Annotated in this window: 22 protein-coding genes and 1 pseudogene; 13 read left to right on the forward strand and 10 right to left on the reverse strand. The window is 63.8% G+C overall.

The genetic code is table 11. From position 1 onward, the window contains the following. Positions 1 to 118: 118 nt before the first annotated feature. Complete coding sequence (locus RTQ46_RS08555; RefSeq protein ID WP_312435880.1) at positions 119 to 1,003, forward strand: AraC family transcriptional regulator; 885 nt, start codon at positions 119 to 121, stop codon at positions 1,001 to 1,003. 53 nt (positions 1,004 to 1,056) lie between these two features. Continuing rightward, the gene (locus RTQ46_RS08560; protein WP_312435881.1) at positions 1,057 to 1,461 is read left to right on the forward strand and encodes a VOC family protein; all 405 of its coding nucleotides are present in this window, start codon (positions 1,057 to 1,059) and stop codon (positions 1,459 to 1,461) included. 104 nt (positions 1,462 to 1,565) lie between these two features. On the opposite strand, the gene RTQ46_RS08565 is transcribed toward RTQ46_RS08560, so the two are convergent. Next, complete coding sequence (locus tag RTQ46_RS08565; protein WP_312435883.1) at positions 1,566 to 4,457, reverse strand: insulinase family protein; 2,892 nt, start codon at positions 4,455 to 4,457, stop codon at positions 1,566 to 1,568. 290 nt (positions 4,458 to 4,747) lie between these two features. On the opposite strand from RTQ46_RS08565, the gene RTQ46_RS08570 reads away from it, so the two are divergent. From RTQ46_RS08570 to RTQ46_RS08585, 4 genes are all read left to right on the forward strand, one after another. Next, a complete protein-coding gene (locus RTQ46_RS08570; protein ID WP_312435884.1) occupies positions 4,748 to 6,160 on the forward strand; it encodes a HAMP domain-containing sensor histidine kinase in 1,413 nt (470 codons plus the stop codon). Further along, positions 6,157 to 6,699, forward strand: a complete 543-nt coding sequence (locus tag RTQ46_RS08575) for a hypothetical protein (protein WP_312435885.1) — start codon at positions 6,157 to 6,159, stop codon at positions 6,697 to 6,699. Before RTQ46_RS08570 ends, RTQ46_RS08575 begins: the two co-directional genes overlap by 4 nt. Continuing rightward, positions 6,696 to 8,069 (forward strand): sigma 54-interacting transcriptional regulator, encoded by a 1,374-nt coding sequence (locus tag RTQ46_RS08580; protein ID WP_312435887.1) that lies wholly within the window; start codon positions 6,696 to 6,698, stop codon positions 8,067 to 8,069. Before RTQ46_RS08575 ends, RTQ46_RS08580 begins: the two co-directional genes overlap by 4 nt. Positions 8,070 to 8,326: 257 nt before the next feature. Next, positions 8,327 to 8,689 carry a BON domain-containing protein gene (locus RTQ46_RS08585; protein WP_308923178.1) on the forward strand — a complete coding sequence of 121 codons (363 nt, stop codon included), beginning with the start codon at positions 8,327 to 8,329 and terminating at the stop codon, positions 8,687 to 8,689. A 170-nt stretch (positions 8,690 to 8,859) separates the two neighbouring features. On the opposite strand, the gene RTQ46_RS08590 is transcribed toward RTQ46_RS08585, so the two are convergent. From RTQ46_RS08590 to RTQ46_RS08620, 7 genes are all read right to left on the reverse strand, one after another. Next, complete coding sequence (locus tag RTQ46_RS08590) at positions 8,860 to 10,218, reverse strand: FGGY family carbohydrate kinase (RefSeq protein ID WP_312435888.1); 1,359 nt, start codon at positions 10,216 to 10,218, stop codon at positions 8,860 to 8,862. 8 nt (positions 10,219 to 10,226) lie between these two features. Then, the gene (gene rhaM / locus RTQ46_RS08595) at positions 10,227 to 10,541 is read right to left on the reverse strand and encodes an L-rhamnose mutarotase (protein ID WP_312435889.1); all 315 of its coding nucleotides are present in this window, start codon (positions 10,539 to 10,541) and stop codon (positions 10,227 to 10,229) included. Between the two features lies 1 nt (position 10,542). Beyond that, positions 10,543 to 11,583, reverse strand: a complete 1,041-nt coding sequence (locus RTQ46_RS08600) for an ABC transporter permease (RefSeq protein ID WP_312435996.1) — start codon at positions 11,581 to 11,583, stop codon at positions 10,543 to 10,545. A 5-nt stretch (positions 11,584 to 11,588) separates the two neighbouring features. Continuing rightward, the gene (locus RTQ46_RS08605) at positions 11,589 to 12,584 is read right to left on the reverse strand and encodes an ABC transporter permease (RefSeq protein ID WP_312435890.1); all 996 of its coding nucleotides are present in this window, start codon (positions 12,582 to 12,584) and stop codon (positions 11,589 to 11,591) included. After that, entirely contained in the window at positions 12,572 to 14,122 is a 1,551-nt protein-coding gene (locus tag RTQ46_RS08610; RefSeq protein WP_312435891.1) for a sugar ABC transporter ATP-binding protein, read from the reverse strand. The genes RTQ46_RS08605 and RTQ46_RS08610 overlap by 13 nt, the downstream gene beginning before the upstream one ends. Before the next feature lie 134 nt (positions 14,123 to 14,256). After that, complete coding sequence (rhaS, locus tag RTQ46_RS08615; protein ID WP_409518311.1) at positions 14,257 to 15,255, reverse strand: rhamnose ABC transporter substrate-binding protein; 999 nt, start codon at positions 15,253 to 15,255, stop codon at positions 14,257 to 14,259. Between the two features lie 73 nt (positions 15,256 to 15,328). Beyond that, complete coding sequence (locus RTQ46_RS08620; protein WP_312435892.1) at positions 15,329 to 16,162, reverse strand: DeoR/GlpR family DNA-binding transcription regulator; 834 nt, start codon at positions 16,160 to 16,162, stop codon at positions 15,329 to 15,331. Positions 16,163 to 16,492: 330 nt separating this feature from the next. Between RTQ46_RS08620 and RTQ46_RS08625 the strand changes: the two genes are divergently transcribed. The 4 genes and pseudogenes from RTQ46_RS08625 to RTQ46_RS27115 form a co-directional block, all read left to right on the forward strand. Further along, on the forward strand, positions 16,493 to 18,601 hold the full coding sequence (locus RTQ46_RS08625) for a bifunctional rhamnulose-1-phosphate aldolase/short-chain dehydrogenase (RefSeq protein WP_312435894.1): 2,109 nt from the start codon (positions 16,493 to 16,495) through the stop codon (positions 18,599 to 18,601). Between the two features lie 64 nt (positions 18,602 to 18,665). Further along, positions 18,666 to 19,961: an L-rhamnose catabolism isomerase gene (gene rhaI / locus RTQ46_RS08630; RefSeq protein ID WP_312435896.1), complete on the forward strand. Its 1,296-nt coding sequence runs from the start codon at positions 18,666 to 18,668 to the stop codon at positions 19,959 to 19,961. A 97-nt stretch (positions 19,962 to 20,058) separates the two neighbouring features. Next, positions 20,059 to 21,072: a bile acid:sodium symporter family protein gene (locus RTQ46_RS08635; RefSeq protein ID WP_312435898.1), complete on the forward strand. Its 1,014-nt coding sequence runs from the start codon at positions 20,059 to 20,061 to the stop codon at positions 21,070 to 21,072. Between the two features lie 16 nt (positions 21,073 to 21,088). After that, positions 21,089 to 21,166 (forward strand): annotated as a pseudogene (locus RTQ46_RS27115) (pentapeptide repeat-containing protein); the annotation flags it as partial. 158 nt (positions 21,167 to 21,324) lie between these two features. On the opposite strand, the gene RTQ46_RS08640 reads toward RTQ46_RS27115, so the two are convergent. Both RTQ46_RS08640 and RTQ46_RS08645 read right to left on the reverse strand, forming a co-directional pair. Continuing rightward, positions 21,325 to 22,776 (reverse strand): UdgX family uracil-DNA binding protein, encoded by a 1,452-nt coding sequence (locus tag RTQ46_RS08640; protein WP_409518312.1) that lies wholly within the window; start codon positions 22,774 to 22,776, stop codon positions 21,325 to 21,327. Next, positions 22,773 to 24,005, reverse strand: a complete 1,233-nt coding sequence (locus tag RTQ46_RS08645) for a putative DNA modification/repair radical SAM protein (protein ID WP_312435901.1) — start codon at positions 24,003 to 24,005, stop codon at positions 22,773 to 22,775. The genes RTQ46_RS08640 and RTQ46_RS08645 overlap by 4 nt, the downstream gene beginning before the upstream one ends. A 140-nt stretch (positions 24,006 to 24,145) precedes the next feature. On the opposite strand from RTQ46_RS08645, the gene modA reads away from it, so the two are divergent. From modA to RTQ46_RS08660, 3 genes are read left to right on the forward strand one after another with little or no spacing between them, the layout of a single operon-like run. After that, entirely contained in the window at positions 24,146 to 24,904 is a 759-nt protein-coding gene (gene modA / locus RTQ46_RS08650) for a molybdate ABC transporter substrate-binding protein (protein WP_312435903.1), read from the forward strand. A 14-nt stretch (positions 24,905 to 24,918) separates the two neighbouring features. After that, positions 24,919 to 25,590, forward strand: coding sequence for a molybdate ABC transporter permease subunit (gene modB / locus RTQ46_RS08655; protein ID WP_312435904.1), 672 nt, complete (start codon positions 24,919 to 24,921; stop codon positions 25,588 to 25,590). Between the two features lie 5 nt (positions 25,591 to 25,595). Then, positions 25,596 to 26,294, forward strand: coding sequence for an ATP-binding cassette domain-containing protein (locus tag RTQ46_RS08660; RefSeq protein ID WP_312435906.1), 699 nt, complete (start codon positions 25,596 to 25,598; stop codon positions 26,292 to 26,294). The last annotated feature ends 11 nt before the right edge of the window (positions 26,295 to 26,305 follow it).

Here is a 26,305-nt window from a genome sequence, read left to right on the forward strand (position 1 = left end):
ATTTCCTGTCAAGTAGTGGTGTCATGAACGCCATTTTATGCAACAATGAGAATAATTATCATTTGCATTTGTATGCAATCCGGCGCATTTCATCTGCATTGCGTTGAAAGGAGCAGGCATGCCGTTACAGGAACGCGAAACACCCGAATGGATGCGCCGCCAGCGCGATGCCGGTGGCGGCGCGGGCCGTTTTGAGCAGACCACGCTGGACCAGGGTTTGCTGCTGGTGCATTCCGATTTTCACCCGCGCCAGGCGCTGGTCGAGCAGGTAGTGCGCAGCGGCGAAGCCGGTGGGCTGGTGATTACCATGGGACTGCAGGGCAGATCGGGCTATGTCGGGCAGGACGGCGCGCAGTTGCGCTTCGAGCCGGGCCATACGACCGTATCGGCGTTTCGCCAGGGCAGCGGCGAGCGCCGTTTCGAGGCGGGCCAGCGCGTGGCGCAATTGCGCGTGCTGATCGATGAACACGCGCTGGCGCGCTATGGCCACGCCGATGTGCTGCCGGCGCATGGCGTGCGGCCGCTGGCGTTTGCCTCGACCACGCGCGCCGGTACGCAACTGGCCCAGTCGCTGTGGAAACAGAACGATGCGCTGGCCCTGCATATCGGGGTGTTGAGCCTGCTGGCGGAACAGCTGCGGGCCTTGCAGCCGGCACCGGTCATGGCAATGCGCTGGCGCGACACGGATATCGCGAAAATCGAGCGTGCGCATGCGCTGATGGAGGAGCAACTCGGGCAGGAACTGACGCTGGCTTACCTGTGCGCTCAGGTGGGCCTGAGCCTGTTCAAGTTCAAGCAGGGCTGGCGCCGCCGCTATGACGACAGTCCGTACCGCACGCTGCTGGCGCTGCGCATGCAGCGCGCGAAACTGTTGCTGGAGTCCGGCTGTCAGGTGGCGCAGGCGGGCTGGCAGGTGGGCTATCGCCACCCGGCCAATTTCAGCGCTGCCTTCAGCCGCTATTTTGGCCATGCGCCGAAGACCGTGGGGCGCGCCGGCGTTTGACGGCGGCGGGTAAAATCGGCCGGCACCTTTCCGACTCACTTCAAGGAGATACGATGGCCCGCAATCTGTTTGTCAACCTGCCCGTCAGGGACCTGGACCGTTCCGTGACATTTTTCACGGCCCTGGGCTTCAGTTTCAATGCCCATTTCACCGATGCCACCGCGACCTGCATGATCGTCAGCGAAACCAGTTTCGTGATGCTGTTGACGGAAGAAAAATTCCGCCAGTTCACGCCCAAGCAGCTGTGCGATACGTCGCAGGCGACGGAAGTGCTGGTGTGTATTTCGGCGGAGAGCCGGGCGGAAGTCGACCAGCTGGTGGCGAAAGCGGTAGCCGCCGGCGGCAGCATCTACAAGGATCCGCTCGATTTCGGCTTCATGTACGGCCACAGCTTCCAGGACCCCGATGGGCATCAGTGGGAAGTGATGTTTATGGAACCGGCGGCAATCCCATCATGATGCAGCGCACGTAGGGCCGGTAGGTCGGGTAGGTCGGGTAGGTCGGATTAGCGCGCAAGCGCGTAATCCGACATCATTGTTGGCTCTACCCGACATCATTTGGCTCAGCTCGCCAGCGCCAACAAATCCACCACCTCCAGCCCCGCCAGGTCCTGCGTGGTATTGCCCGCAAACGCGGCGCGGCTCGGCTGGCCGTCTTTCAGCCAGGTGCGCGTGACCGCCTTGATCTGCTCCAGCGTGCAGGTCAGCACGCCGGTGCGGAACTGCTGGCGCACCGCTTCGGTGGTGCCGCGCTGCTGCATGTTCCACGCGGTCAGCGCTTCCGCATACGGCGAGTGCGGCTTGTCCAGGCCTTTGATCACGCAGATGATCGCTTCTTCGACCTGCTCCTGCGAGAATTCGCCGTCGAGGATCTGCGTCAGGGTCACGTCGAAGTCGGCATAGGTGCCGGCCAGGCGCGGATCGCGGTACGAGCTCAGCGTGAACGTGCCGGCGCCGGCCGCATAGCTGGCGCTGCCGCCATAGGCGCCGCCTTTTTCGCGCAGGGCCGTATGCAGCACCTGGTTGGTCATCAGCTCGGCGGCCACGGCCAGCGCCGCCGCATCCGGGCTGTGCACGCCAGGCACGGGCCAGGACACGAAGCAGTGGTTGATCTGGCTGGTCGCATGCAGCGCCGTATTGGCCAGCGCCAGCGGCACCACCGGCGGCGCGTTCACCGCACCCTCTTCGATCGCTTCTTCGGCGGCCGCTACCGCGTCGACGCTTGGCAGGTCCAGCAGGCCGGCCAGTTCCAGGCCGTCCTGCTCCAGGCCGGCGCACAGCACGATCGGCGGCTGCGCGATGATGTGCGCATGCAGGGCGTCGAGCTCGCGTGCGATTTCCTGCAGGCCCTCGGAAGTCTTGCTCAGCTGCTGCAGGCGGCGGTAGAACGGCAGCGCGGCCGGGCCGCCAACGATATCGTCGAAGCGGCGCATCGGCGACAGCGGCGCGGTCGAGGCCAGCATGGCGTAGCGGTTGCCCGATTCGGCCAGGCTGGAGAGTTTGTCCTGCACCAGGCTCTCGATCAGGAAGGCCAGGCGCTCTTCTTCATCGAAGCGCGGCTTGGCGATCCAGGCCGACAGCACGGCCGCGATCGCCTCGTGCTCTTCGCGCAGGCCGCTGGCCGAGAACGACAGTTCCACGCGCATGGTCTGCTGCGGACGGGGAATCGCTTCGAGGCCGATATGGAACGACGGCACCATGCTCTGGCGCCAGGCGCTGGCGTCGTCGAACGACATGTCGCCCACGCCCAATTCCGGCGCCAGGTCCGTGTACAGCCGCAGCCATGGCCACGACGCTTCCGGCAGGTGCGACACGTCGTACAGCACGTTGGCGTAGCTGATGCCGTTCGAGGCGATCGAAAACGCCACCGCGCCGTTGACGGCTTCGGGAATCGCCAGCGCCGGACGCGGATGCGCGCTGACGTCGCTTGGACGGATGCGCGGCAGCACTTCCGAGTTCGACGGCAATTGCTGGTGCGCGTCCAGCGCGGCGGACTCGGCCACGATATGGGCGCGCTGCTCGTCGCTCAGGCTGGCCTGCAGCGCCGCCAGTTTGGCGTCTTCCTGCGCGGCGCGTTCCGTAAAGAAGGCGCTGTCCGGCACCACGCGGGTGGTCAAACGGGTCGGGTTGGCGATCAGGTCGCGCACCAGCTGCTTGAAAAATTCCGGGTCGTCGATCTGCTGTTCCAGCGTTTCCAGGATGGCCGCATTGTCGAACGCATCCATCACGTCGCCGCCATACATGGCCAGCGGCAAGGCGTGCAGCAAGCGGCCCAGGCCGTACGGCATGCGGCCACTGCTGATCTCGCGCTGGCTGTACTTGATGTCGCGCAGCGCCGCATGCAGCACGGTGGCCGGAATGCCCTCTTCCGCGGTTTCTTCCAGCGCAGCCCAGATGCGCGCATGCGCGTCGGCGATCTGTTCTTCCGTCAGGCCTTCCATGCCGATATGGAACACCATCTGGCGCGTGCCGGCGTCGCGGCCGTTCATGTCGGACGGACGGCCGTAACCGGCCGACTCCATCGCGCGCATCACGGGCGCCGACGATTCGCCCAGCAGGCCGGCCGACAGCAGGTGCGCATGATAGAACGCCAGCGGATCGGACGATTCGCCCAGCAGCCAGGCAAACTGCAAGCCGAACTCGTCGTCGCGCGCTTCCTGCGACGGAATTTTCACCACGTTTTCCTGCGGCGCGGTCCAGGCGGGGGCCAGCTGCGGCAGGCGGCGCGGACTAAAGCCGCTCAGTTTCGACAAGACACGCTCGGCCACCTGCTGCTGCACCGCCGACGCTTCGATATTGCCGGCGGTCATGATGACGGCTTGCGACGGATGGTAGTGGCTGGCGTGGAATTCTTTCAGCATTTCGTGCGTCAGGTCGGGAATATCGAGCGGATCGCCGCCCGACTCCACCTGGTACGTGGTGCCTTTCAACAAGGTGCTGGCAATGCCGCTGTCGAGCGCGCGCATCGGGCTGTTGAAGGCGCCCTTCATTTCATTGAAGACGATGCCCTGGTAGACCAGCTTGTCGCCTTCGAACGCGTGGCGCCAGCCTTCCTGGCGGAAGTTCAGGTAATCGAGGTTCGGGAAGAACGCCGCGTCCAGGTACACATCGAGCAGATTGAAGAAATCCTTGCGGTCGGTGCTGGCGAACGGGTACACGGTGCGGTCCGGATAGGTCATCGCATTCATGAAGGTGGCCGTCGAGCGGCGCAGCATCGAGAAGAACGGGTCGCGTACCGGATAGCGGGCCGAGCCGCACAGGGCCAGGTGTTCCAGGATGTGCGCGCGCCCGTCGCTTACTTCAGGCACGGTGGGAAAGGCCACCAGGAACACCATTTCAGCCTGCTCGGTATGCATATGGATATGGCGCATGCCCGATGCGGGCTCGACGTATTGCTCGATGGTGGCCTGCAAGACTGGAATGAAGTTGCTGCTGACTTTTTCAAATGTGCTCATGCGGTATGGGGTCTCTGCTGTGGGTTTGTTGGAACGGCGACGATTCGGTAGGGCTTGCATCATATCTGGGGGCAACACGGCGAAAAGCCAGAGCTGGCCGCCAGCGCGATGGCTGGATCAAGAGTTTTCCTATTGTACTAGGACTATTCGCCGTGCGCCGCCGGCATCCTGGACTGCAGGCAAACCGGCAATCTTGTAATATCGGCCATTTGCCGGAAGACGGCGTCATGCTGCGCCTGCTTGGCGTACCATGCGCCTTTTCCCACGCTCACCGAGCCGAAGGCCGCCCCTTGTTCAGACTTTCCTTTCGCCAGCTGCTGTTTGCCGCTTTTATCCTGACCGCCGGCATCATGGCCGCCACTTCCGTGCAAGCGCTGCTGACGCTGGAACACCTGGCCCAGCTGGGGCGCGACACGGCGGCGCAGGCCATTACCCTGACGGAACAGTCGCAGCGCCTGGCCGAACGCACGCTGGCCATGGAGCGCAGCGCACGCCAGTTCATGGTGCTCGACGACCCCGTGTTTCGCGAGCGCTATGCGGCTGCGCGCGAAGAGGCGGCCGCGGCCTTGACCATGCTGAACCGCGCCACGCCGCATTTTGCGCCGCAGCTGGCCGACGAGTGGACGGCGCAGGCCGAGGCTGCCTGGCAGGTCTTGCAGGCTGGCAAACGCCGCAAGCGCGATGGCCATGCGGTGGTGTCGCGCGCGTTCGTGCGCATGGCGCAGATCAACGACACGGTGGCGCGCGACAGCAAGACGGAAATCGGCAGCCGCAACGACGATTTATTGGTTGAACTGGAACGCCAGCGCCAGCTGCTGGGGCTGCTGGTAATCGGCGCCGTGCTGCTGGCGGCCGTGCTGGCGATCTGTTTCGGCTTTATTTTGTCGCGCCCGCTGCGCCGCATCGAACGCGCCATCGAACGCCTGGGCGACAAGCGCTACGACCAAGCCATCGTGGTCGGCGGCCCGGCCGATACGCGCCGCGTGGGCCAGCAGCTGGACTGGCTGCGCCAGCGCCTGGCGAGCCTGGACGCGGACAAGGAACGTTTTTTGCGCCATATCTCGCACGAGCTGAAAACCCCGCTGGCGGCGCTGCGCGAAGGCGTGGCGCTGCTGGAAGACGAGGTGGCCGGCAAACTGAGCGATGGCCAGCGCGAAATTGCCGGCATCCTGCAGCAGAACACGGCGTCGCTGCAGACCCAGATCGAAGACTTGCTGCGCTACAATACCGCCGCCTTTGACGCCCAGCACCTGGCGCTCGGCAAGGTCGACTTGCTGGACCTGCTGCAGGAGGTGGTGGCGGCGCAGCAGCTGCAATGGCAGGCGCGCCGCCTGAGCATCGATGTGCGCGGCGACTCGCTGGTGCTGCAGGCCGACCGGGACAAGCTGGCCACCGTGCTGGCCAACCTGCTGTCGAACGCCGTGCGTTTCAGCCCGGAAGGCGGCAGCGTGCGCTTCGAACTGTCGGGCGACCAGGGTTGCGCCCGCATCGACTGCATCGACCAGGGCGCCGGCGTTGCGCCCGAAGACTTTGAACGCATTTTTGAACCGTTTTACCAGGGCGTGCGCCAGATGGCCGGCGCGCGCAACGGCAACGGCATCGGCCTGTCCATCGTGCGCGAATATATTGCCGCCCACGAGGGCCGCGTCCTTCTTTTACCGCGCCCGGCCGGCGCTCACTTTCGGATAGAACTGCCTTTATGATGACGAAACTTCCTGCGGCCCTGCTTGCCGCCTGCGCCCTGCTGCTGGCCGGCTGCGCCGCCCAGCCCGTGAAACAGACTGCCGTGCTGGTGCAGACGCCGCCGCGCATCGTGGTCGTGGCCGATCCCACCCTCACCGAGCTGCTGGCCTACCAGGCCAGCGTGCGCGCGATGTCGTCGTCCGAACTGGTGAAAGCCCAGCTGGAGCTGTCGCGCGCCGACCATGCGCCACAAAACACGATCCGCCGCGCCATGCTGCAGGCCACCCTGCGCACGCCGGGGGATCTCACGCGCGCGCAGACGCTGCTCGATTCGATCACGCAGGCGAGCAGCGACGAAGCGAAACTGCTGGCGCCGCTGGCGCAGTTCCTGTCCGGCCAGTATGCGGACTTGCGGCGCCAGGACGAGACGGTGGAACGGCTCAACGGCCAGGTGCGCGACGCGCAGCGCCGCAATGATCAACTCAATGAAAAACTCGAAGCGCTGAAGAACATCGAGCGCAGCCTGTCGGTGCGGCCAGCCGCGGGAGCGCCGAAATGAGCGAACAGAATCAAGCCCATGTCTTGCTGGTCGATGACGACCCGGACCTGCTGCGCCTGCTGACCATCCGCCTGCAGGCGGGCAACTATCGCGTGACGGCGGTTGCCAGCGCGGAAGCGGCGCTGGCGCGCCTGGCGGTCGAACTGCCGGCGCTGGTCATTACCGACGTGCAATTGCCGGGCCGCGACGGCCTGGCCCTGTTCGACGATATACGCCGCCAGCATTCGGCGCTGCCGGTGATTTTGCTCACCGCCCATGGCACCATTCCCGACGCCGTCGATGCCACCGCGCGCGGCGCGTTTGCGTATCTGACTAAACCGTTCGACGGCAAGGCGCTGATGGAAAAAGTGGCGTATGCCGTCAACCTGTCGACCGTGATGCCGGCCGCTGCGTCCAGCGACGAGAGCTGGCGCGCCGAGCTGATCAGCCGCAGCTCGCAGATGGCCGAGCTGCTGGCCGAAGCAAAACTGGTGGCCGGGTCCGACGCCAGCATATTGATTCGCGGCCCCAGCGGCACCGGCAAGGAATTGCTGGCGCGCGCGCTGCACAATGCCAGCCGCCGCGCCAAGGCGCCGTTTATTGCCGTCAACTGCGGCGCGATCCCCGAGCAGCTGCTCGAATCCGAACTGTTCGGCCACGTGAAGGGCTCGTTTACAGGCGCGGTCGGCAACCGCGAAGGCCTGTTCCAGGCGGCCGATGGCGGCACCCTGTTCCTGGACGAGATCGGCGACATGCCGCTGCCGCTGCAGGTCAAACTGCTGCGCGTGCTGCAGGAGCGGGCCGTGCGTCCGGTCGGCTCCGACCAGACGCGGCCCATCGACGTGCGCCTGCTGTCGGCCACGCACCGCGACCTCGACGTGGCGATGGCCGAAGGCCAGTTCCGCGAAGACCTGTATTACCGCCTCAATGTCGTCACTTTGACCCTGCCGCCGCTGGCCGAGCGCCGCGAAGACATCGCGCTGCTGGCGAACCACTTCCTGCACAAGCTGGCCGACAAGTATCAAAAACCGCTGAACGGCTTTGCACCCGACGCCTTGACGGCCCTGGTCGGCGCGCCCTGGCCCGGCAATGTGCGCCAGCTGGTCAATGTGGTCGAGCAGGTCTGCGCGCTGGCCACCGCGCCGCTGATCCCGTTGACGCTGGTGCAGCGCGCGCTGCGCGTGCCATCGCTCGAAGCGCTCAGCTATAACGAAGCGAAGCAGCGCTTCGAACGCGACTACCTGATTCAATTGCTGCGCCTGACCGACGGCAATGTGGCCGACGCGGCGCGCCTGGCCGACCGCAACCGCACCGAGTTCTACCGCTTATTGCAGAAATACGAGCTGACGCCGGCCCTGTTCCGCGGTGAAAACGACCCTGTCGCCGAATAGCGACAAAAATAAACCGTTTGAAATCAAAGGGTTAACAGGGCGGCTTGATATTGTGCTCACATCGTGTCGCTGTCAGGCGACAAAAAGCGCGGTTTTTCCGGCCGTGCCAGCACGGAAAAACGCGGTTTGAATATAAGTGATTGATTTGAAAGGGATATTAAAAGCTGGCACGGTGTTTGCTGTATGGTCCTATGTAACGCTCCAAAGTGTTGCTTTAACTAAGTAAGAAGCTTTTAACTTTATTGAGAGGAACTACCATGCAAACATCGAAACTGTTCAATACCCTGGTTGCCGCTATCGTTCTGTCGGGCGCCTCGATCACCGCTTCGCATGCCGCTGACTCCGCACCAAAAGCACAAGCTCCTGCTGACACCGTCGTAGCCGCCAACGCTGCTGCCGCAGTCCCTGATGAAACCATCACCTCCTCGGCCAAGGCCGCCCTGGGCGCCGATGCCCAAGCCGCTACCCTGCCAGTCAATGTAGCAACGCAACAAGGCGTCGTGGTCCTGTCGGGCGACGTGCCGAGTGCTGAAGCCGGCGACCGCATCGTGCAGATCGTCGCTTCCGTGAGCGGCGTGAAAGAAATCAAGAACGAACTGAAAGTCAAAGCCGCGGGTTAATCGCTCTCGCGCTGTACTTTACTCCGGGTTGCCCTGTCTGCGGACAGGGCATTTTTTTGCCCGGTCATTGCGCTGAATATGATCCGTAGGTCGGATTAGGCCGCAGGCCGTAATCCGACAACATTGTTGGCCAAGGCCGGTGGTGTTGTCGGATTACGGTCCTTTGGATCTCATCCGACCTGCAATAACGCTCTCCATCGTGCACGGTACGCCGTCAGATCATCCACGTCCATCATTGGCGCTACCGTCGCCTCCATCACCGGCACTGCGCCCCAGCGATGCAGCATCCAGCCGCCGCACGTGGTGCCGCTGGCGTCCTTCGACACGGCCACGTCCTGTCGTGGCCGCAACGCCGCCAGCACGGATGCAAAATGCGGATTGTCGGTAAAGCTGCCTTCCACGGTGAGCGTGCCCTGCGCATCCAGGGCATCGAGGCAATAGTCGCTCATCAGCGCGCAATACAAGGTGGCCAGCGCATAGTGCTCCTGCGCCGTCTGCGGTGCCGGCCCGACGATGCGGCCAGCCTGGCCGACAAACGGTCCGCCCGACTCGGCAAAACACGGCAGCGCCAAGGTGCCTTGTTCAACCAGCCGCGCGATATCGGCCACCTCGCATACTTGCGGTGAAGTCCCCGCCAGCACGGAAAACTCGCGCCCGCCCATAAAGCGCATGCAGGCCACGGGCTGCCCCAGCGCATTGACATTGGCCAGCATATCGGCCGTTTCATCGAGCCGGCTCAAGGAAGCGCCGAACGCGGCGGCAATTGCCCAGGTGCCGGTCGACAGCACCGTGCGCGGCAGCGCGTGCGCATCGGTATCGAGATAGCGCAGCAGCGAGGCATTGCTGTCGTGGATGCCGCACAGCACCTGGCAGTCCGGCAAGGCGTCATGCGACAGCAGCGGCCCCAGCGCAGCCCATGCCGGTTGCAGCGGCGGGAATAACTGCGCCCACTCCATCCGGTGCACCAGCGAGGAAAACGTGCCCTGCTGCGGCTGCCACAAGTCCGTATGGCAACCCAGCGAGGTCACTTCGCTGGCGGCCACGCCCGACAGGCGCCAGGCCCAGTATTGCGGGTACGTCAATATATGGCGCGCGCGGGCAAACTCGGCCGGATAGGTCGTCGCCAGCCAGTACAGCTGCAGGCCCAGGTTCAGGCCGCACGGCAGTTGCGGCGACAGGCTGTCGGCAAAGGCGGGACGCAGAGTTTCATACTCTGCCGCCAGCGTTTGCGGCAAGGCCGATTCATAGTCCAGGATGGGCAGCACCAGCCCCTTGTCATCCACCAGCGCGGCCGTGGCGCCGTGCGTGACGGGCACGATGGCGGTGATATGGGCCAGGCGCGAGAATGTCGCCAGCGTGCTCTGCAGCCACTCCCACAAGCGCTCCGTATCGTGGTGCGGATACGGCCCGGTGTTGAGGATCAGGTTCGGGCGGCGCCGCTCGGTCAGGATGGCGCCGGCCGCATCGAGCAGGGTCAGCTTGGCGTTGGTCTTGCCAATATCGAGTACAACGGTGGCGTCGATGATCATGGCCGACCTCATGCCAGATAAAACACGGGCGCCAGCGGCACGGCCACCGGCGCGGCATCAGGCTGTGTTTCCATCAGGTCGGCCATATGCTGCCACCAGCGGCGCATCACCGGATGCTGCGGCAGCGTGTCCATCGTATGGCCATCCGCGCGGCGCAGCACGGCAAACAGCGCGCCCGTGGCTTCGTCCAGAAAGATGCTGTAGTCGCGCACGCCGGACTCGTGCAGCAGGCTGGCCAGCTCGGGCCAGATGGCGTCGTGGCGCCGTTTGTATTCGGCGGCATTGCCGGGTTTGAGCTGCATTCTGAAAGCGAGTTGTTCCATATTATTTTTTCGTCGGTTTGCGGTTCAACAGGCGCGGCAGGGCGATCGTGATCAACAGCAAAATGCCGACCACGATGGTCATGATCACGCCGGGAATATTGAGCAGCGCCAGGCCATAGGTCACCATGCCCAGCAGCAGCACGGCCAGCATTACGCCGCCGATGCTGCCCTTGCCGCCGGCGATGCTGACGCCGCCCAGGATCACCATGGTGATCACTTCCAGTTCCCAGCCCATGGCGATATTTGGCCGCGTGCTGCCGATGCGTCCCGTCAGCAACCAGGCGGCCAGGCCGGCCATGGCGCCGGTGGCCACGAACAGCGCAAAGCGGTAGCGGTCCACCGCCACGCCCGAGAAACGCGCCGCCATCGGATTGCAGCCGATGGCAAAGATGCGCCGCCCCCAGCTGGTGGCATGCAGCAGCACCGCAAACAGCACGGCAAACGCCAGCAAAATCACGAACGGGCGCGGGATAATGTCGAAGAAATAGCCCTGGCCCCAGTCGATCAGCAGCTGCGGATAGCCGGTATACGCCTGGTCGCCCAGCATCACGCTGGCCAGGCCGCGAAACAGCGCCACGGTGCCGATCGTCACCACGATCGACGGCAGGGCAAAGCGCGTGACCAGCACGCCGTTCAGGCAGCCGCAGACGGCGCCCATGCCCAGCGCCACGAACAGCAGGCCTGCCGGCGGCACGCCATGGTGATGCGCAAAGCCCATCGCCACCGAGGACAGCGCCAGGGTGCCGGAAACGGAAATATCGATTTCGCGGCAGATGATCAGCAAGGCCATCGGCAGTGCGATCAGCGCCTTTTCGCTGAAGTTGAAAGTGCTGTCGGCCAGGTTGTAGGCGTCGAAAAAATTCGGCAAAAAGATGCTGTTGCCAATGAAGACCACCACCAGCAGCAGCGCCAGCAGCGCCTCCCAGTGCGCCAGGTAATGCGACAGCTTGTGCGCCTTGCGGTCGAGAATGGTATAGCGCGAGCCGGGCCCTTTTTCCGGTGGCGTATGGGCCGCGTCAGGCTGGTGCAGGGAAGTCGAGATCGCGTTCACGCGGTGCTCCTTGAAGAGGGTTGCAGCATGGCCAGCGGCAGGATCTGGCGGCCGGCCTTTTTGTTGCCGCGTGCATTGATCAACACGGCTGTCAGAATCACGATGCCGGTCAGCGCGCTTTGCCAGAACGGCGAGACCTTGATGATCGGCAAGGCGTTATTGATCACGGCCAGGAACATGGCGCCCAGCACGGCACCGGCGACGGTCCCTGCGCCGCCGGCAATGCTGATGCCGCCGATCACGCAGGCGGCGATCACGGTAAATTCAAAGCCGTAGGCAATTTCCGAATACGCGACCGCATAGCGCGCCACCCACAGGTAGCCGCACAGGCCGGCCATCATGCCCGACAGGCCATAGGTCCAGAACAGCCGGCGCGCCGTCGAGATGCCGACATAGCGCGCCGCCAGCGGCTGGTTGCCGATCGCATACAGGTCGCGTCCGAAGCGCGTATAGCGCGCCAGCAGCCAGGTGGCGATAATGGCGACCGCCGCGATCCATACCAGGTGCGTCACGCCAAACAACTGGCCGAGCGGAAAGGCAATGAAGTTGGCCGGCATCTGGTGCGACGAGACCCAGGCGCCGCCGGACAGCACGAACACCAGGCCCCGGTACACGCTCATGGTGCCCAGGGTCACGACGATGGGCGGCAGGTCCAGGTAGCCGATCAGGTAGCCGTTGACCAGGCCCAGCAGCAGGCCGATCAGCACCGCCACCAGCATCACCAGCCCCAACGGCAGGTGCGGATAATTGACCGCCAGCAGCGCCGCCATCATGCCCGACAAGGCCAGGTTCGACGCCACGGACAGATCGATGCCGCGCGTGACGATCACGAACATCTGCGTCAGCGCCAGCATGATCAACAGCGTGCTGTCGGTCAGCAGGTTGGCCAGGCTGCCGAAGGTCAGGAAGACGGGGGCGCGCAGGCCCACCGCGCCGGCCAGCAGCACGATCAGCAGCGCCAGCTGGACTTCGCGTTGTTTCAGGTAGTGCATGTGAGTTCCTCGTTGAGATGCGCGCTGCCGGACGCGGCGGCGACCACTTTTTCCGGCGTCGCCTGGGCGCGCGACAGCACGCAATTGATATGGCCCTGGTGCATCACCACCACGCGGTCGGCCATGCCTAGCACCTCCGGCAATTCGGACGACACCAGGATCACCGACAGGCCTTGCGTCACCAGCTCGCTGATAAAGCGGTGCACGGCCGCCTTGGAGCCGATATCGATGCCCTTGGTCGGCTCGTCGAGAATGATGACTTTCGGTTTCGTCGCCAGCCACTTGGCCAGCACCACTTTCTGCTGGTTGCCGCCGGACAGTTCCGACACCATCTGCGTGAAGTGGTGCGCCTTCAGTTCCAGCTGTTCGCTGAACTGGCGCGAGACGGCCGTTTCGTGTTTCCGCTTGCTGCGCAGGAAAAAACCGATGCCGTCCAGGATCGGCAAGGTGATGTTCTGCACGATCGACAGCGACAGGTGCGCGCCCTGGTGCTGGCGGTCTTCCGGCACATAGGCGATGCCATGACGGATGGCGTCGCTGGCGCTGCGGATCGCCACCTCCTGGCCGGCGATTTTTACCTGGCCGGTGACGCCCGGCGTCAGGCCGAACAGCGCCTGCATCACCTCGGAGCGGCCGGCGCCCACCAGGCCATAGAAGCCGACGATTTCGCCTTGTTGCACCGAAAAATGAATATCGCGAAATTCGGTCGGATGACAGAACTGCGATACTTCCAGCAGGGTCGCGCCCAGCGGCACCGTGACTTTGGGAAACACCTGGTGGATCGCGCGCCCCACCATCAGCGACACCAGCTGCGGTTCGGTGATCTCGGCCAGCAAACCAGCGGCCACGAAATGGCCGTCGCGCAGCACCGTGTAGCTGTCGGCGACGGCAAAGATTTCATCGAATTTGTGCGAGATGAAAATGACGGCGGTGCCGGCCGCGCGCAGCTGGCCGATGATGCGGTACAGCTCGTGGATTTCGCGCTGCGACAGCGAGGCTGTCGGCTCGTCCATGATCACCACGCGCGCATCCTGCGACAGCGCGCGGGCGATCTCCACGAAGTGGCGCTGCGCCACGCTCAGGTCCTTGACCTTGGCCAATACCGGCAGCTGCACTTCCAGCCGCGCGAAGATCGCTTCGGCCTGCTTTGCCATCAGCGCCCAGTCGATGCGGGCCGGATAGCCGGTCTGCGGCTGGCGCCCGATATAGATGTTTTCGGCCACCGTCAGTTCGTCGAACATCACGGTTTCCTGGTGCACGGCGGTAATGCCCGCATCCATCGCGTCTTGCGGGCTGGCAAACAGCATGCGCTTGCCGGCCACTTCGATATGGCCGGCGTCCGGCTGATAGATGCCGGTCAGCGTCTTGACCAGGGTCGACTTGCCGGCGCCGTTTTCGCCGATCAGCGCCATCACCTCGCCGGCGCGCACCGTCAGCGCCACGTCTTGGAGCGCAGTGACGCCGTGGAAATGCTTGCAGATGCCGTGCAGGCGCAATACCGGCGCCGCGGACTGCGAAATAGGGGGATTCTGTGACATGATCCGTTCACACAAGTAAAGATTTCGTAGGTCGGGTTAGCGCGCAAGCGCGTAACCCGACATGAGCCGCCAGCAATGTCGGATTACGCTACGCTAATCCGACCTACAGTTGACGTCATTGCATACAACGCCCATCAAAAAATCTTCGAGAACTTGTCGACGTTATCCTTGTCGTACGTGAACGGTGGCGCCAGCGCCGCTTCGCCTGCCGCATCGACGGTCAGCTTGCCCATGCGCCCGACCGCAATCGATTCGCCCGCCTTGCCCGTGGCCTTGCCGGTCACGAACTGGTGCGCCGCATAGGTGGCGGCATAGCCCAGGTCGATCGGATTCCAGATCGCGAAACTCTTTACGGCGCCGCTTTTCACATGGCCGGCCATTTCCGAGGGCAGGCCCAGGCCCGTCACATACACCTTGCCCACCAGTTTCTCGTCGACCACGGCCTTGCCGGCCGCATTGATGCCGACCGTGGTTGGCGCGATGATGGCTTTCAGGTTCGGATTGCTGCGCAGCAGGCCAATCGCTTCGCGGTAGCTCTTGTCAGACTGGTCGTCGCCGTACACGGTCGAGACCAGCTTGATTTTCGCGTACGCGGGCTGGGCCAGCGTCTTTTTCATTTCGCCGATCCAGATATTCTGGTTGGTCGCTTGCGCCGTGGCCGACAGGATGGCGATCTCGCCCGTGCCGCCGATGGCGTCAGCGGCCATCTCGATCTGTTTCTGGCCGATCAGGGCCGGGCTGGACGGATTCAATTGCAGCAGGCGGCCATCCTTGGCGATGCCGCTGTCGAAGGAGATGACCTTGATGCCGCGCTGCATGGCTTTCTTGGTGATCGGCACCAGCGCATTGGCGTCGTTGGCGGAAATGACGATGGCCTTGACCTTCTGGCTGATCAGCGAGCTGATGATTTCGATCTGGCCTTCGGCGGTCGCCGTGGTCGGGCCCGTGTAGATGATGTCCACGTCGCCCAGCTGCTTGGCCGCTTCGTTCGCGCCTTCGTGGGCGGCGTCGAAAAAGCCGTTGCCCAGATTTTTCACCACCATCGCGATCTTGATTTTTTCCGCCGCCTGCGCGCCGGTGGCCAGGCAGGCCATCATGCAGGTACCGAGCACCGCCACCATCATTTTGCTCATCTTCATGCCACGTCTCCTTTTATTATTAATGTGGCGGTAGGCACCATGCCCCCGGCCATCTTTTTATTATTTTTTAGTGGACCTGCCATTCCCGCTCGGCGTTCAGCAAGGTCGATTCCGGCATCACCTCGGGCGCCACCGCGAGCACTTTCACGCCCGACTGCTCCAGCATCTGCACCGCCGCATCGGACGCGCCCGTATCGGTAATCACGCAGGACACGCGGTTCAGGCCGCACAAAATCAGGCCGGCCTTGCGCGCGAACTTGCTGCTGTCGGCCAGCACGATCAGTTCCTCGGCCTGGCTGATCAGGCGCTTCTCGGCCTGGATCAGCATCGGGTCCGCTTCCATCAGGCCCAGCATCGACAGGCCGTACACGCCCATGAACATTTTTCCGGCGTAATGGTGCTGGCTGATGTCGTTGTCGAACGGACTCAAAATGACGTTCTGCTCGCGGTAGACTTTGCCGCCCGGCAGGATGATTTCGTTCTCGCTGGTCATCAGGAGGCGCTCGGCCATCATGAAGGAATTGGTGAGGATTTTCAGGCGCTTGTCGACCAAGAATTCCACCATGCGATAGGTGGTGGTGCCGCCGTTGATGATGATGGTGTCGCCGTCCGCGCACAGGCCGCAGGCATGGCGGGCAATCGCGCGTTTCTGCGCGGCGCAGCGGTCGATATTGTTCTGGAATGTTTCGCCCGACAGCGCAAACGTACGCTGTTTTTTTTGCGGCAGGCTTTCCGCACCGCCACGCGTGCGCACCAGCAGGTTGCGCTCGGCCAGCCAGGCGATATCGCGCCGCACGGTGGCCGGCGACGAATTGAGCCAGCCGACCAATTGGTCGACGCTCGCCGCGGTGTGCTCGGCGAGTAACTTCAACAGCCCCTTGCGGCGTTTGTGATTGATCACGTTGTCTCCTCTTGAGCCATCTCCTTGGCGGCTGCGGCGCGGTGCGCACAGGGCCAGGGACGACTTCTTTATCGGTGAGCCAGCCTAAGCAGTTGAGCAGTCCATGTCAACAATCAATCAATCAACATCGTGATTATTTGCTGATCGCGCAAATGGCTGAGCGGGCTTCCAATCAACATGATGATTATTTGCGTTTCTCTCACGGTTTTGATCGCTGCTTGATTGACACGGCTTGGCCGCTGATTTCTACTGAGCGCTGCTGCCGCCAGCTGCTCCGCACACAGATGCGGTCATGGCACCCGCACACATAACCAATAATGGAGACACTGTATGACCGCCACGATGGACACCCAATCGCCCGCGCCCATGGCTTCGCTGTGGGATGACGCGCACGCCGCCACCCTGAGCGAGCCGGAGCTGCTGCTGTACCGCTCGAACCTGCTCGGCTCCGACATGCGCATCACCAATTTTGGCGGCGGCAATACCTCTGCCAAGATCATGATGACCGATCCGCTGACGGGCGAGCAGGCCGAAGTGCTGTGGGTGAAAGGCTCGGGCGGCGACCTGGGCAGCATCAAGCTCGACGGTTTTTCCACCTTGTACATGGACAAGCTGAACGCGTTGAAAGGCCGCTATCGCGGCCTGGCGCTGGAAGACGAGATGGTGGCCTACCTGCCCCACTGCACCTTCAACCTGAACCCGCGCGCGGCCAGTATCGACACCCCATTGCACGCGTATATCGCGCGCAAGCATGTCGACCATATGCACCCGGATGCGGTGATCGCGATTGCCGCCTGCGCCAACAGCCGCGCGCTCACGCAAAAGATTTTTGAAGGCGAACTGGGCTGGCTGCCATGGCAGCGCCCCGGCTACGACCTGGGCCTGAAGCTGGAAGCCGTGTCGCAGGCGCAGCCGAACCTGAAGGGCATTATCCTGGAAGGCCACGGCCTGTTTACCTGGGGCGATACGGCCAAGTCCTGCTATGAAGTCACGCTGGCCATCATCAAGCGCGCCGAAGACTGGCTGGCCGCCAACACGAAGCAGCCGGCGTTTGGCGGCGCCAGGGTCGCGCCGCTGCCGGCCGAGGAACGCGCGGCGCTGGCACAGCGCCTGATGCCTCTGCTGCGCGGCAAGATCAGCCAGGACGAATACAAACTGGGCCACTTCGACGACAGCGCCAATGTGCTCGATTTTGTGTGCAGCAATGACCTGCTGCCGCTGGCCGCGCTCGGCACTTCCTGCCCCGATCACTTCCTGCGCACCAAGATCCGTCCGTTCGTGATCGATTTTGATCCCGCCAGCCCCGATTTTGATCGGCTGGTGGCGGGCCTCGACGAGGCGCTGGCCGCCTACCGCGCCGACTACCTCGCCTACTACACGCGCTGCAAGCACGACAATAGCCCGGCCGTGCGCGACGCCAATCCGATCATCTATCTGATCCCCGGCGTCGGCATGCTGTCGTTCGCCAAGGACAAGGCCACCGCGCGCATCGCCGGCGAGTTCTATGTCAACGCGATCAACGTGATGCGCGGCGCCAATGGCGTCGATACCTATGTGGGCCTGCCGGAACAGGAAGCGTTCGATATCGAATACTGGCTGCTTGAAGAAGCCAAGCTGCAGCGCATGCCGAAACCGAAAAGCCTGGCTGGCCGCATCGCGCTGGTGACGGGCGGCGCCGGCGGCATCGGCCAGGCCGTGGCGCGCCAGCTGCTGCAGGAAGGCGCCTGCGTGATGCTGACCGATATCGACGGCGGCGCGCTGGAAGAGGCCGAGCAGAATCTGCTGAAGGTGGCGGGCCGCGACAATATCGCCACGGTGCGCGCCAATATCACGGCCGAGCATGAAGTCGAGTCCATCCTGAACGCGGCCGCGCTGCGCTTCGGCGGCGTCGACCTGCTGGTGTCGAACGCGGGCATCGCCTCGTCCGCGCCAGTGGAAGACACCACGCTGGAAATGTGGGAACGCAACCAGTCGATCCTGGTCACCGGCTATTTCCTGGTCAGCCGCGCCGCCTTCCGCATCATGAAGCAGCAGCAGTTGGGTGGCAGCATGGTATATGTGGCCAGCAAGAACGGCCTGGTGGCGTCCGGTGGCGCCTCGGCCTACTGCACCGCCAAGGCGGCCGAGATTCACCTGGCGCGCTGCCTGGCGCTGGAAGGCGCGCCGCACGGCATCCGTGTCAATGTGGTCAACCCCGACGCCGTGATCCGCGGCTCGCGCATCTGGGACGGCAAGTGGAAGGAAGAGCGGGCCGCCTCGAACAAGATCGATTCGGACGATATCGAGGAATTCTACCGCCAGCGCAGCATGTTGAAACGCAGCGTGCTGCCGGAAGACATCGCCGAAGCCGTGTATTTCCTGTCCAGCGAAAAAGCCGCCAAGAGCACCGGCAATATCATCAATGTCGACGCCGGCAATGCGGCCGCATTTACACGATAATCAACACTCATAAAAACATGACGCAGCCGGCCAACGCGCCGTGCTGCGCACAAGGAGACAAACCATGAACACCATGATCGATACCGGCCTGGTGGCCGAGCACAATGCCAGGCTGCAATCCAACCTCGACGCCGACTATGCGGCGCTGGCCGGCGTGCTGGAGCGGCGCGGCCAGGACATTGAAAAACTGACGGCGCTGGCGCAGACCTTTGCCGTGGCCGTGCCCACCTGGGGCGCCGGCACCGGCGGCACCCGCTTTGCCCGCTTTCCAGGCGTGGGCGAGCCGCGCAACATCTTTGAAAAGCTGGAAGACTGCGCCGTCATCCATCAGCTGACGCAGGCTACGCCAGCCGTCTCGCCGCATTTTCCATGGGACAAGGTCAGCGACACGGCCGCCCTGCGCGAAGTCGCCGAAGGCTACGGCCTGGGCTTTGACGCCGTCAACTCCAACACGTTTCAAGACCAGCTGGGCCAGGCGCACACCTACAAGCACGGCAGCCTGACCTCGCAAAGTGCGGCGGTGCGCGCGCAGGCAGTCGAGCACAATATCGAGTGCATCGAACTGGGCCGCGCGCTGGGCTCGAAAGCGCTGACGGTATGGGTTGGCGACGGCGCCAACTTCCCGGGCCAGCACAATCTGCGCGGCGCGCTCGAGCGCTACCTGGACAGCATGCGCGACATCTACGGCGCCCTGCCCGCCGACTGGAATATTTTCATCGAACATAAACTGTTCGAGCCGGCGTTTTACGCCACCACCATCGCCGACTGGGGCACCAGCTTTGCCTGCGCCACCACCTTGGGGCCGAAAGCCAAATGCCTGGTCGACCTGGGCCACCATGCGCCGAACACAAATATCGAGATGATCGTTGCACGCCTGGCGCAGTTCGGCAAACTGGGCGGCTTCCACTTCAACGACAGCAAATACGGCGACGACGATCTTGATTCGGGCAGCATCAATCCGTTCCAGCTGTTCCTGGTCTTCAACGAACTGGCCGATGCGGCCGAGCGCGAAGGCCGCACCTTCAACCCCGCCTACATGCTGGACCAGTCGCACAATGTGACCGACCCGATCGAAAGCCTGATGAGCAGCGCCGTCGAGGTGCAGCGTGCGTTTATCCAGTCGGCGCTGGTCGACCGCGCCGGCCTGCGCCAGCTGCAGGAAAGCAATGACGTACATGCCTCGGCGCAGGCGCTGAAACAGGCGTTCCGCACCGATGTCAGCGCCATCCTCGCCATGGCGCGCCTGCGTTCGGGCGCGGCCATCGACCCGGTCGCCTGCTATCGCAGCAGCGGCTACCGCGAAGCGCGCGGCGTGGCGCGTCCACCGAAGGCAGGCGCGAGCAGCAGCGGCATCGTGTAAGTGGCCAGGGCGGCATGTCGCTTCCGGGCATGCCGCCAGGCAAGCAGGTAGAATACCTGGCACTGGCGCTATCGTTGCGCCGCAACCAGGTCCACGCATGTCTTCTCTCTCTCCCGGCGCCCTGCTGCGCAATCTGAAACCCGATAATTTTACGATCGCCCTGCTGGTCACCGTGGCGCTGGCCAGCCTGCTGCCGTGCAGCGGCACCACCGCCGTGGTATTCGGCCATGTCACCACCGCTGCCATCGGGCTGCTGTTTTTCCTGCATGGCGCCAAGCTGTCGCGCGAAGCCGTGGTGGCCGGCGCCCTGCACTGGCGCCTGCACCTGCTGGTGCTGGCCAGCACCTTTATTTTGTTTCCGATCCTGGGCCTGGCGCTGCGTCCGCTGGCCCTGACCTTTCTGTCGCCCGACCTGTATATGGGCATCCTGTTCCTGTGCGCCCTGCCATCGACCGTGCAGTCGTCGATCGCCATGACGGCCATGGCGCGCGGCAATGTGCCGGCCGCCATCTGCAGCGCCTCGGCCTCGAACTTTATCGGCATCTTCCTCGCCCCGATCCTGGTCGGTTTGCTGGTGGCGAAAGGCGCGGAAAGCAAGTCGTCGGTGGATGCCGTACTGTCGATCGTGATGCAGCTGCTGCTGCCGTTTTTGGCCGGCCAGTTCCTGCGCCGCTGGATCGGCCGCTGGGTCGACCGCCATAAAGCCACCTTGAAATACGTCGACCAGTGCTCGATTTTGCTGGTGGTGTACACGGCCTTCAGCGAGGCGGTCAACGAAGGCATCTGGCATACCTTGTCGGTCGAGACGCTGGTCGCGCTGGGCCTGATCAGCGTGCTGCTGCTGGCGCTGGTGCTGGGCATCTCCACCTTTGTCAGCCGCCGCCTGGGTTTTTCCAAGGAAGACGAAATCGCCATCGTGTTTTGCGGCTCCAAGAAAAGCCTGGCCAGCGGCGTGCCGATGGCCAAGGTGTTGTTCTCGACCCGCTCGCTGGGCATGGTGATTTTGCCGCTGATGCTGTTTCACCAGATTCAATTGATGGTGTGCGCGGTGATTGCGCAGCGGTATGCCAGACGCGACGAGCAGAAAGAACTACCGGCCACAATACCGTAAAGGTTATTCAGGGGAAATGGATGGCATACGCGGCATCCACATCGTGACGGCGGATTTGTCTGGTGCGGATCTGAGAGGGGCAAATCTGAGCCAGGACAAGCTTGGTGGCGCCACGCAATTGCAGGGTACCAACCTGGCGCTCGCGCTGGTCGATGGCGCCGATTTTACCGGCGCCATATATGATTCCGCCACGCGCTTTCCTGCATGGTTAGACGCGATAGCGATGGGCATGCCCATCGTGGAAGACCAGATTCAGGTAGCAGCCACGTTACCGGCAAATGATCCGCCATTTATCAATTGCAAAGCCTGCCGCAATCCATCGACGATCACCCGGTACGCCTGCCGCTTGTTCTCTTCATCGGGCGCGCGCAGCACATACGAGGGGTGATACACGGTCACTACCCAGCGCCCGTCGTGTTGCACCGGCGTGCCGATCAGCGGCGTCATGGTGGCCGCGCCATCCTGCAGGACCGACTTCAAGGCCGTGCTGCCCAGCGCGACGATCACCTGCGGTTTGACGCTGGCCAGTTCCTGTTCCAGCCAGTCGTGGCAGGCGGCGATTTCGCGCTGGGCAGGCGTCTTGTGCAGGCGGCGTTTGCCGCGCGGTTCCCACTTGAAATGCTTGACGGCGTTGGTCAGATAAATGTTGTCGCGCGCCACGCCCGCTTCCAGCATGGCCCGTTCCAGCACCGCGCCGGCCGGTCCCACAAACGGCAAGCCGGCCAGGTCTTCCTGGTCGCCCGGCTGTTCGCCGACCAGCATGATTTTTGCCTGCTGTGGACCCACGCCAGGCACGGCCTGGGTGGCGCTTTTCCACAGGTCGCAGCGGCGGCACTGGTCCAGCGTGGTGGCAACCTCGCGCACGGGCTGGGCCCGTTCGGCGGAGATCGGGATGATCGCTGCGCCGCTGCGCTGGCCGACGGTGGCGGTCTGGCCCGTGCGGCGTTCGCCGTTGGCGGCGCTGCTGACCATGGCCGGCACGATGGCGCCTTCCGGCAGGTTTTTCCAGAAGCGCGACGGGATATGGCTGCGCAGCAGGTCGGCGTTCAGGCGCGCCGGGTTGAAGATGCTGCGGTAGTAGGTCAGCCACAGCGCTTCGCCGGCGTCGTCGATATCGGCCGCGCCGCGCATCAGGGCCGGACCGGCGTGCAGCGTCTCGCCGTCCCACATCATGGTGGCGCCCGGCGTGGCGATCATCCAGCTGATGGGGCCCATGCGGCGCGCGAAGTGGCGCGCCACTTGCGGCAGCACGTCGTGCACCGGTTCGAACCAGGCCACGAAGCGCGGCGCGCCCTGCGCTTCCTCGCGCTCCCGAAAACGCACATAGGCGTGCATGTCGTGCTCTTCGCGGCGCACCGCCTTGGCCATGCCGTGCAGGCGTGAGCCGTCGGCATCGGCGGGCGAGATCACATCGTGCTGGCCCTGCTGCCAGCGCCACAATACCTGGTATAAAAATGCCCAGCGATCGATCACATTGAAGCAGGCGGCACTTTCCAGCAACTCCACCAGGGAGCGCGGCAGGCGCAGCATGGGGGCGTTGCCTGGTGCCGGATCGGGCGCAGCGGGCGCGATGGAAAACAGGTCGCCGTCGCCCGCTGTCGATTGCCATTGCACCGAGGCGGGCGGCACGCCACGCGCGATCAGGTCGCGCGCGGCCGCGCGCCACTCGCCGAACGACTGCACCAGGCGCACCACCTCGTTCATGCCGCCTGCAGCTCCGGCCACAGGTTCATCTGCTGCGGCGCTTCCGTCATGGCGCGGCGCAGGTTTTCGGAGGTGGTGGTGTCGCGCGCGGGAAAGTAGTCGGCCGTGATGATAAAGGGCGAAATCTTTTTCATGCTGCAGCGCAGGCGCGACAGGTCGGCGTAGCGCACCTGGCGCAGGCGGCGCAGGTCGACGATGCGCTGCGCGTTGCGCAGGCCGATGCCAGGCACGCGCGCGATCATGTGCAGCGCGGCGCGGTTCAGGTCCATCGGAAAATGCTCGCGGTGCGCCAGCGCCCAGGCCAGCTTCGGGTCGATATCGAGCGCCAGGTTGCCGCCGCTGGCCGGCAGCAGTTCGCTGGCCTGGAAGCCGTAGCTGCGCAGCAAAAAGTCGGCCTGGTACAAGCGGTGTTCGCGCAGCATCGGCGGCGGCGCCAGCGGCACGCTTTTCGGGCTGTCGGGGATCGGGCTGAAGGCGGAGTAATACACGCGCTTGAGCTTGTAACTGCCGTACAGGGTCTCGGCCGTATTGAGGATCTGCTGGTCGTCGCTGGCGTCGGCGCCGACGATCATCTGCGTGCTCTGGCCGGCCGGCGCGAAACGGGGCGACTTGGGCTCTTCCGCCTTTTCATCGAGCTTGCGGCGGATCGAGCCCATCGCCAGCTTGATGGTGTGCACGCTTTTTTCGGGCGCCAGCTTTTGCACGCTGTCCTGCGTCGGCAGTTCGATATTGACGCTGAGGCGGTCGGCATAGCGGCCGGCGGCGGCAATCAGGGCCGGGTCGGCATCGGGAATGGTTTTCAGGTGGATATAGCCGCGGAACTGGTGCACCTCGCGCAGTTCGCGCGCCACCTGCACCAGCTGCTCCATCGTGTAATCGGCCGACTGGATGATGCCGGAACTGAGGAACAGGCCGTCGATATAGTTGCGCAGGTAAAAGTCGGCCGTGAGCTTGACCACTTCGGCTACCGTGAAGCGGGCGCGCGGCACGTTCGAGGTGCGGCGGTTGACGCAGTACTGGCAGTCGTACAGGCAATAATTGGTCAGCAGGATTTTCAGCAGCGAGACGCAGCGTCCGTCCGGCGTATAGCTGTGGCAGATGCCCATGCCCGAGGTGGCGCCAAAGCCGTCCTTGCCGATCGAGTGGCGCTTGGGCGCACCGCTGCTGGCGCAGGACGCGTCGTACTTGGCCGCATCGGCCAGGATTTCCAGCTTGTCCGTCAGTTCCATGGTGCGCTCCGCTATACTGTGTATATATACAGTATATCAGGGAAGGCTGGTGGCTGCCTGCTTGATCCGTGCCGTGGCACAACGTTATATATCCGTGTATATTACGCTTCTGTTGATTGCTCAATGTTAAGGATATGACGATGCGCCTGACCTCTCTTGCCCGCCTGCTGGGCACCGCTCTGCTTGCGACCGCCGCCAGCTCCGCCATGGCTGGCGAAGTGGTGGTGTCGGCCGCCGCCAGCCTGACCAATGCCTTCAAGGATGCGGTGCAAGGCTATGAGGCGCAGTATCCGGGCAGCAAGGTCTCGCTCAACTTTGCCGCCTCGGGCGTGCTGCTGCAGCAGATCGTCAAGGGTGCGCCAGTCGACGTGTTTGCCTCGGCCGATCAGGAAACCATGGACACGGCGCAAAAGGAAGGCCTGGTGCTGCCAGCCGACCGCCAGAATTTCGTCAGCAACAGCCTGGTGCTGATCGTGCCGTCCGACAGCAAGCTGGCCATCAAAAACCTCAATGATCTGACGCAGAAAAGCGTGACGCGCGTGGCGATCGCCAACCCGGCCAGCGTGCCGGTGGGCCGCTATTCGGAAGGCGCGCTGAAAAAGGCGAATCTGTGGGACGGCGTGCAGGCCAAGGCCATCAGCACGCAGAACGTGCGCCAGTCGCTCGATTACGTGGCGCGTGGCGAAGTCGATGCGGGCTTTGTCTATGCTACCGACGCGGCCATCATGAAGGACAAGGTGAAAGTGGTGTACGAGGTACCGCTGGAAGCGCCGGTGCTGTACCCGATCGCCACCATCAAGGGCAGCGCCAACGCGGCCGAAGCCAAGCGTTTTGTCAGCTACCTGCAAACGGCGCCGGCGCAGGCCATCCTCGCCAAATACGGTTTCAAGAAGCCATAAGCTGATTGCCCTGGATGGATATTGCCTGGACCGCGCTGGCCCTGTCGCTGAAAGTGGCGGCATGGGCCACGGCGCTCAATTTGTTGCTGGGCATCGGTACCGGCTATCTGCTGGCGCGCACGCGCTTTCGCGGGCGCGACCTGCTCGACGCCATATTGACGTTGCCGATGGTGATGCCGCCCACGGTGCTGGGCTATTACCTGCTGGTGCTGCTGGGCCGGCGCGGCACGCTCGGCATCTGGCTGCAGGAACACTTCGGCATCAACCTGATCTTCACGTGGCAGGGCGCCGTGATCGCCGCCACCATCGTTGCCTTTCCGCTGGTATTCAAGCCGGCGCGCGCCGCCTTCGAGGCGGTCGATGGCCAGCTGGAACAGGCGGCGCGCGTGCTCGGCATTTCCGAAGTCGCGATTTTCTTTCGCGTCACCCTGCCGCTGGCCTGGCGCGGCATCCTGGCCGGCGTGCTGCTCGGTTTCGTGCGCGCACTCGGCGAATTTGGCGCGACCCTGATGGTGGCCGGCAGCATCCCCGGCAAGACGCAGACGCTGTCGGTGGCCGTATATGAAGCGGTGCAGGCGGGCCAGGACGAGGTCGCCAATACATTGGTGCTGATCACCTCGGTGGTCTGCATCGTGGTGCTGCTGGCCGCCGGCAAGCTGGCGCCGGGCCGCATCGTTCACAAGTAAAAGCCATGCAACTCGACCTCGACATCCGCGCCACCTTGCGCTCCGGCAAACGCAGCTTCGAGCTGCAGGTGCAGTGCACGTCAACCAGCCAGCGCATCGCCATGTATGGCCCGTCCGGGGCCGGCAAGAGCATGACCCTGAAAGCGATTGCAGGCCTGTTCACCCCGGACGCCGGCCATATCCGCCTCAATGGCCGTACCTTGTTCGACTCCGGGGCCGGCATCAACCTGGCGCCGCAGCAGCGCAATGTCGCCTACCTGTTCCAGGACTATGCGCTGTTTCCGCATCTGACGGTACGCCAGAACGTGGGCTTTGGCCTGGCGCGCGGCTGGTTCAATCCGCGCGCGCGTGAAAAATTGCAGAAGGTCGAGCACTGGCTCGACGCGTTTCATCTGCAGGAACTGGCGCACCAGTATCCCGACGAGTTGTCCGGCGGCCAGCGCCAGAGAGTGGCGCTGGCAAGGGCACTGGTGTCGGATCCGGCCGCGCTGCTGCTCGACGAACCGTTTGCCGCGCTCGATCCGGCGCTGCGTGTCACAATGCGGAAAGAACTGAGCCAGTGGCAGGAGCGACTGGGCGTGCCGATGATCCTGATCACGCACGATCCGGAAGACGCGCGCATCCTGGGCGAGCATGTGCTGACCCTGCGCGACGGGCAGGTCGACAAACAGCAGGAAACCCTGCACGAGGTGAAAATTGGATAAGGCAGAAATCG

The sequence above is a fragment of the Janthinobacterium sp. genome (assembly GCF_031995485.1).
GTDB lineage: Bacteria > Pseudomonadota > Gammaproteobacteria > Burkholderiales > Burkholderiaceae_D > Janthinobacterium.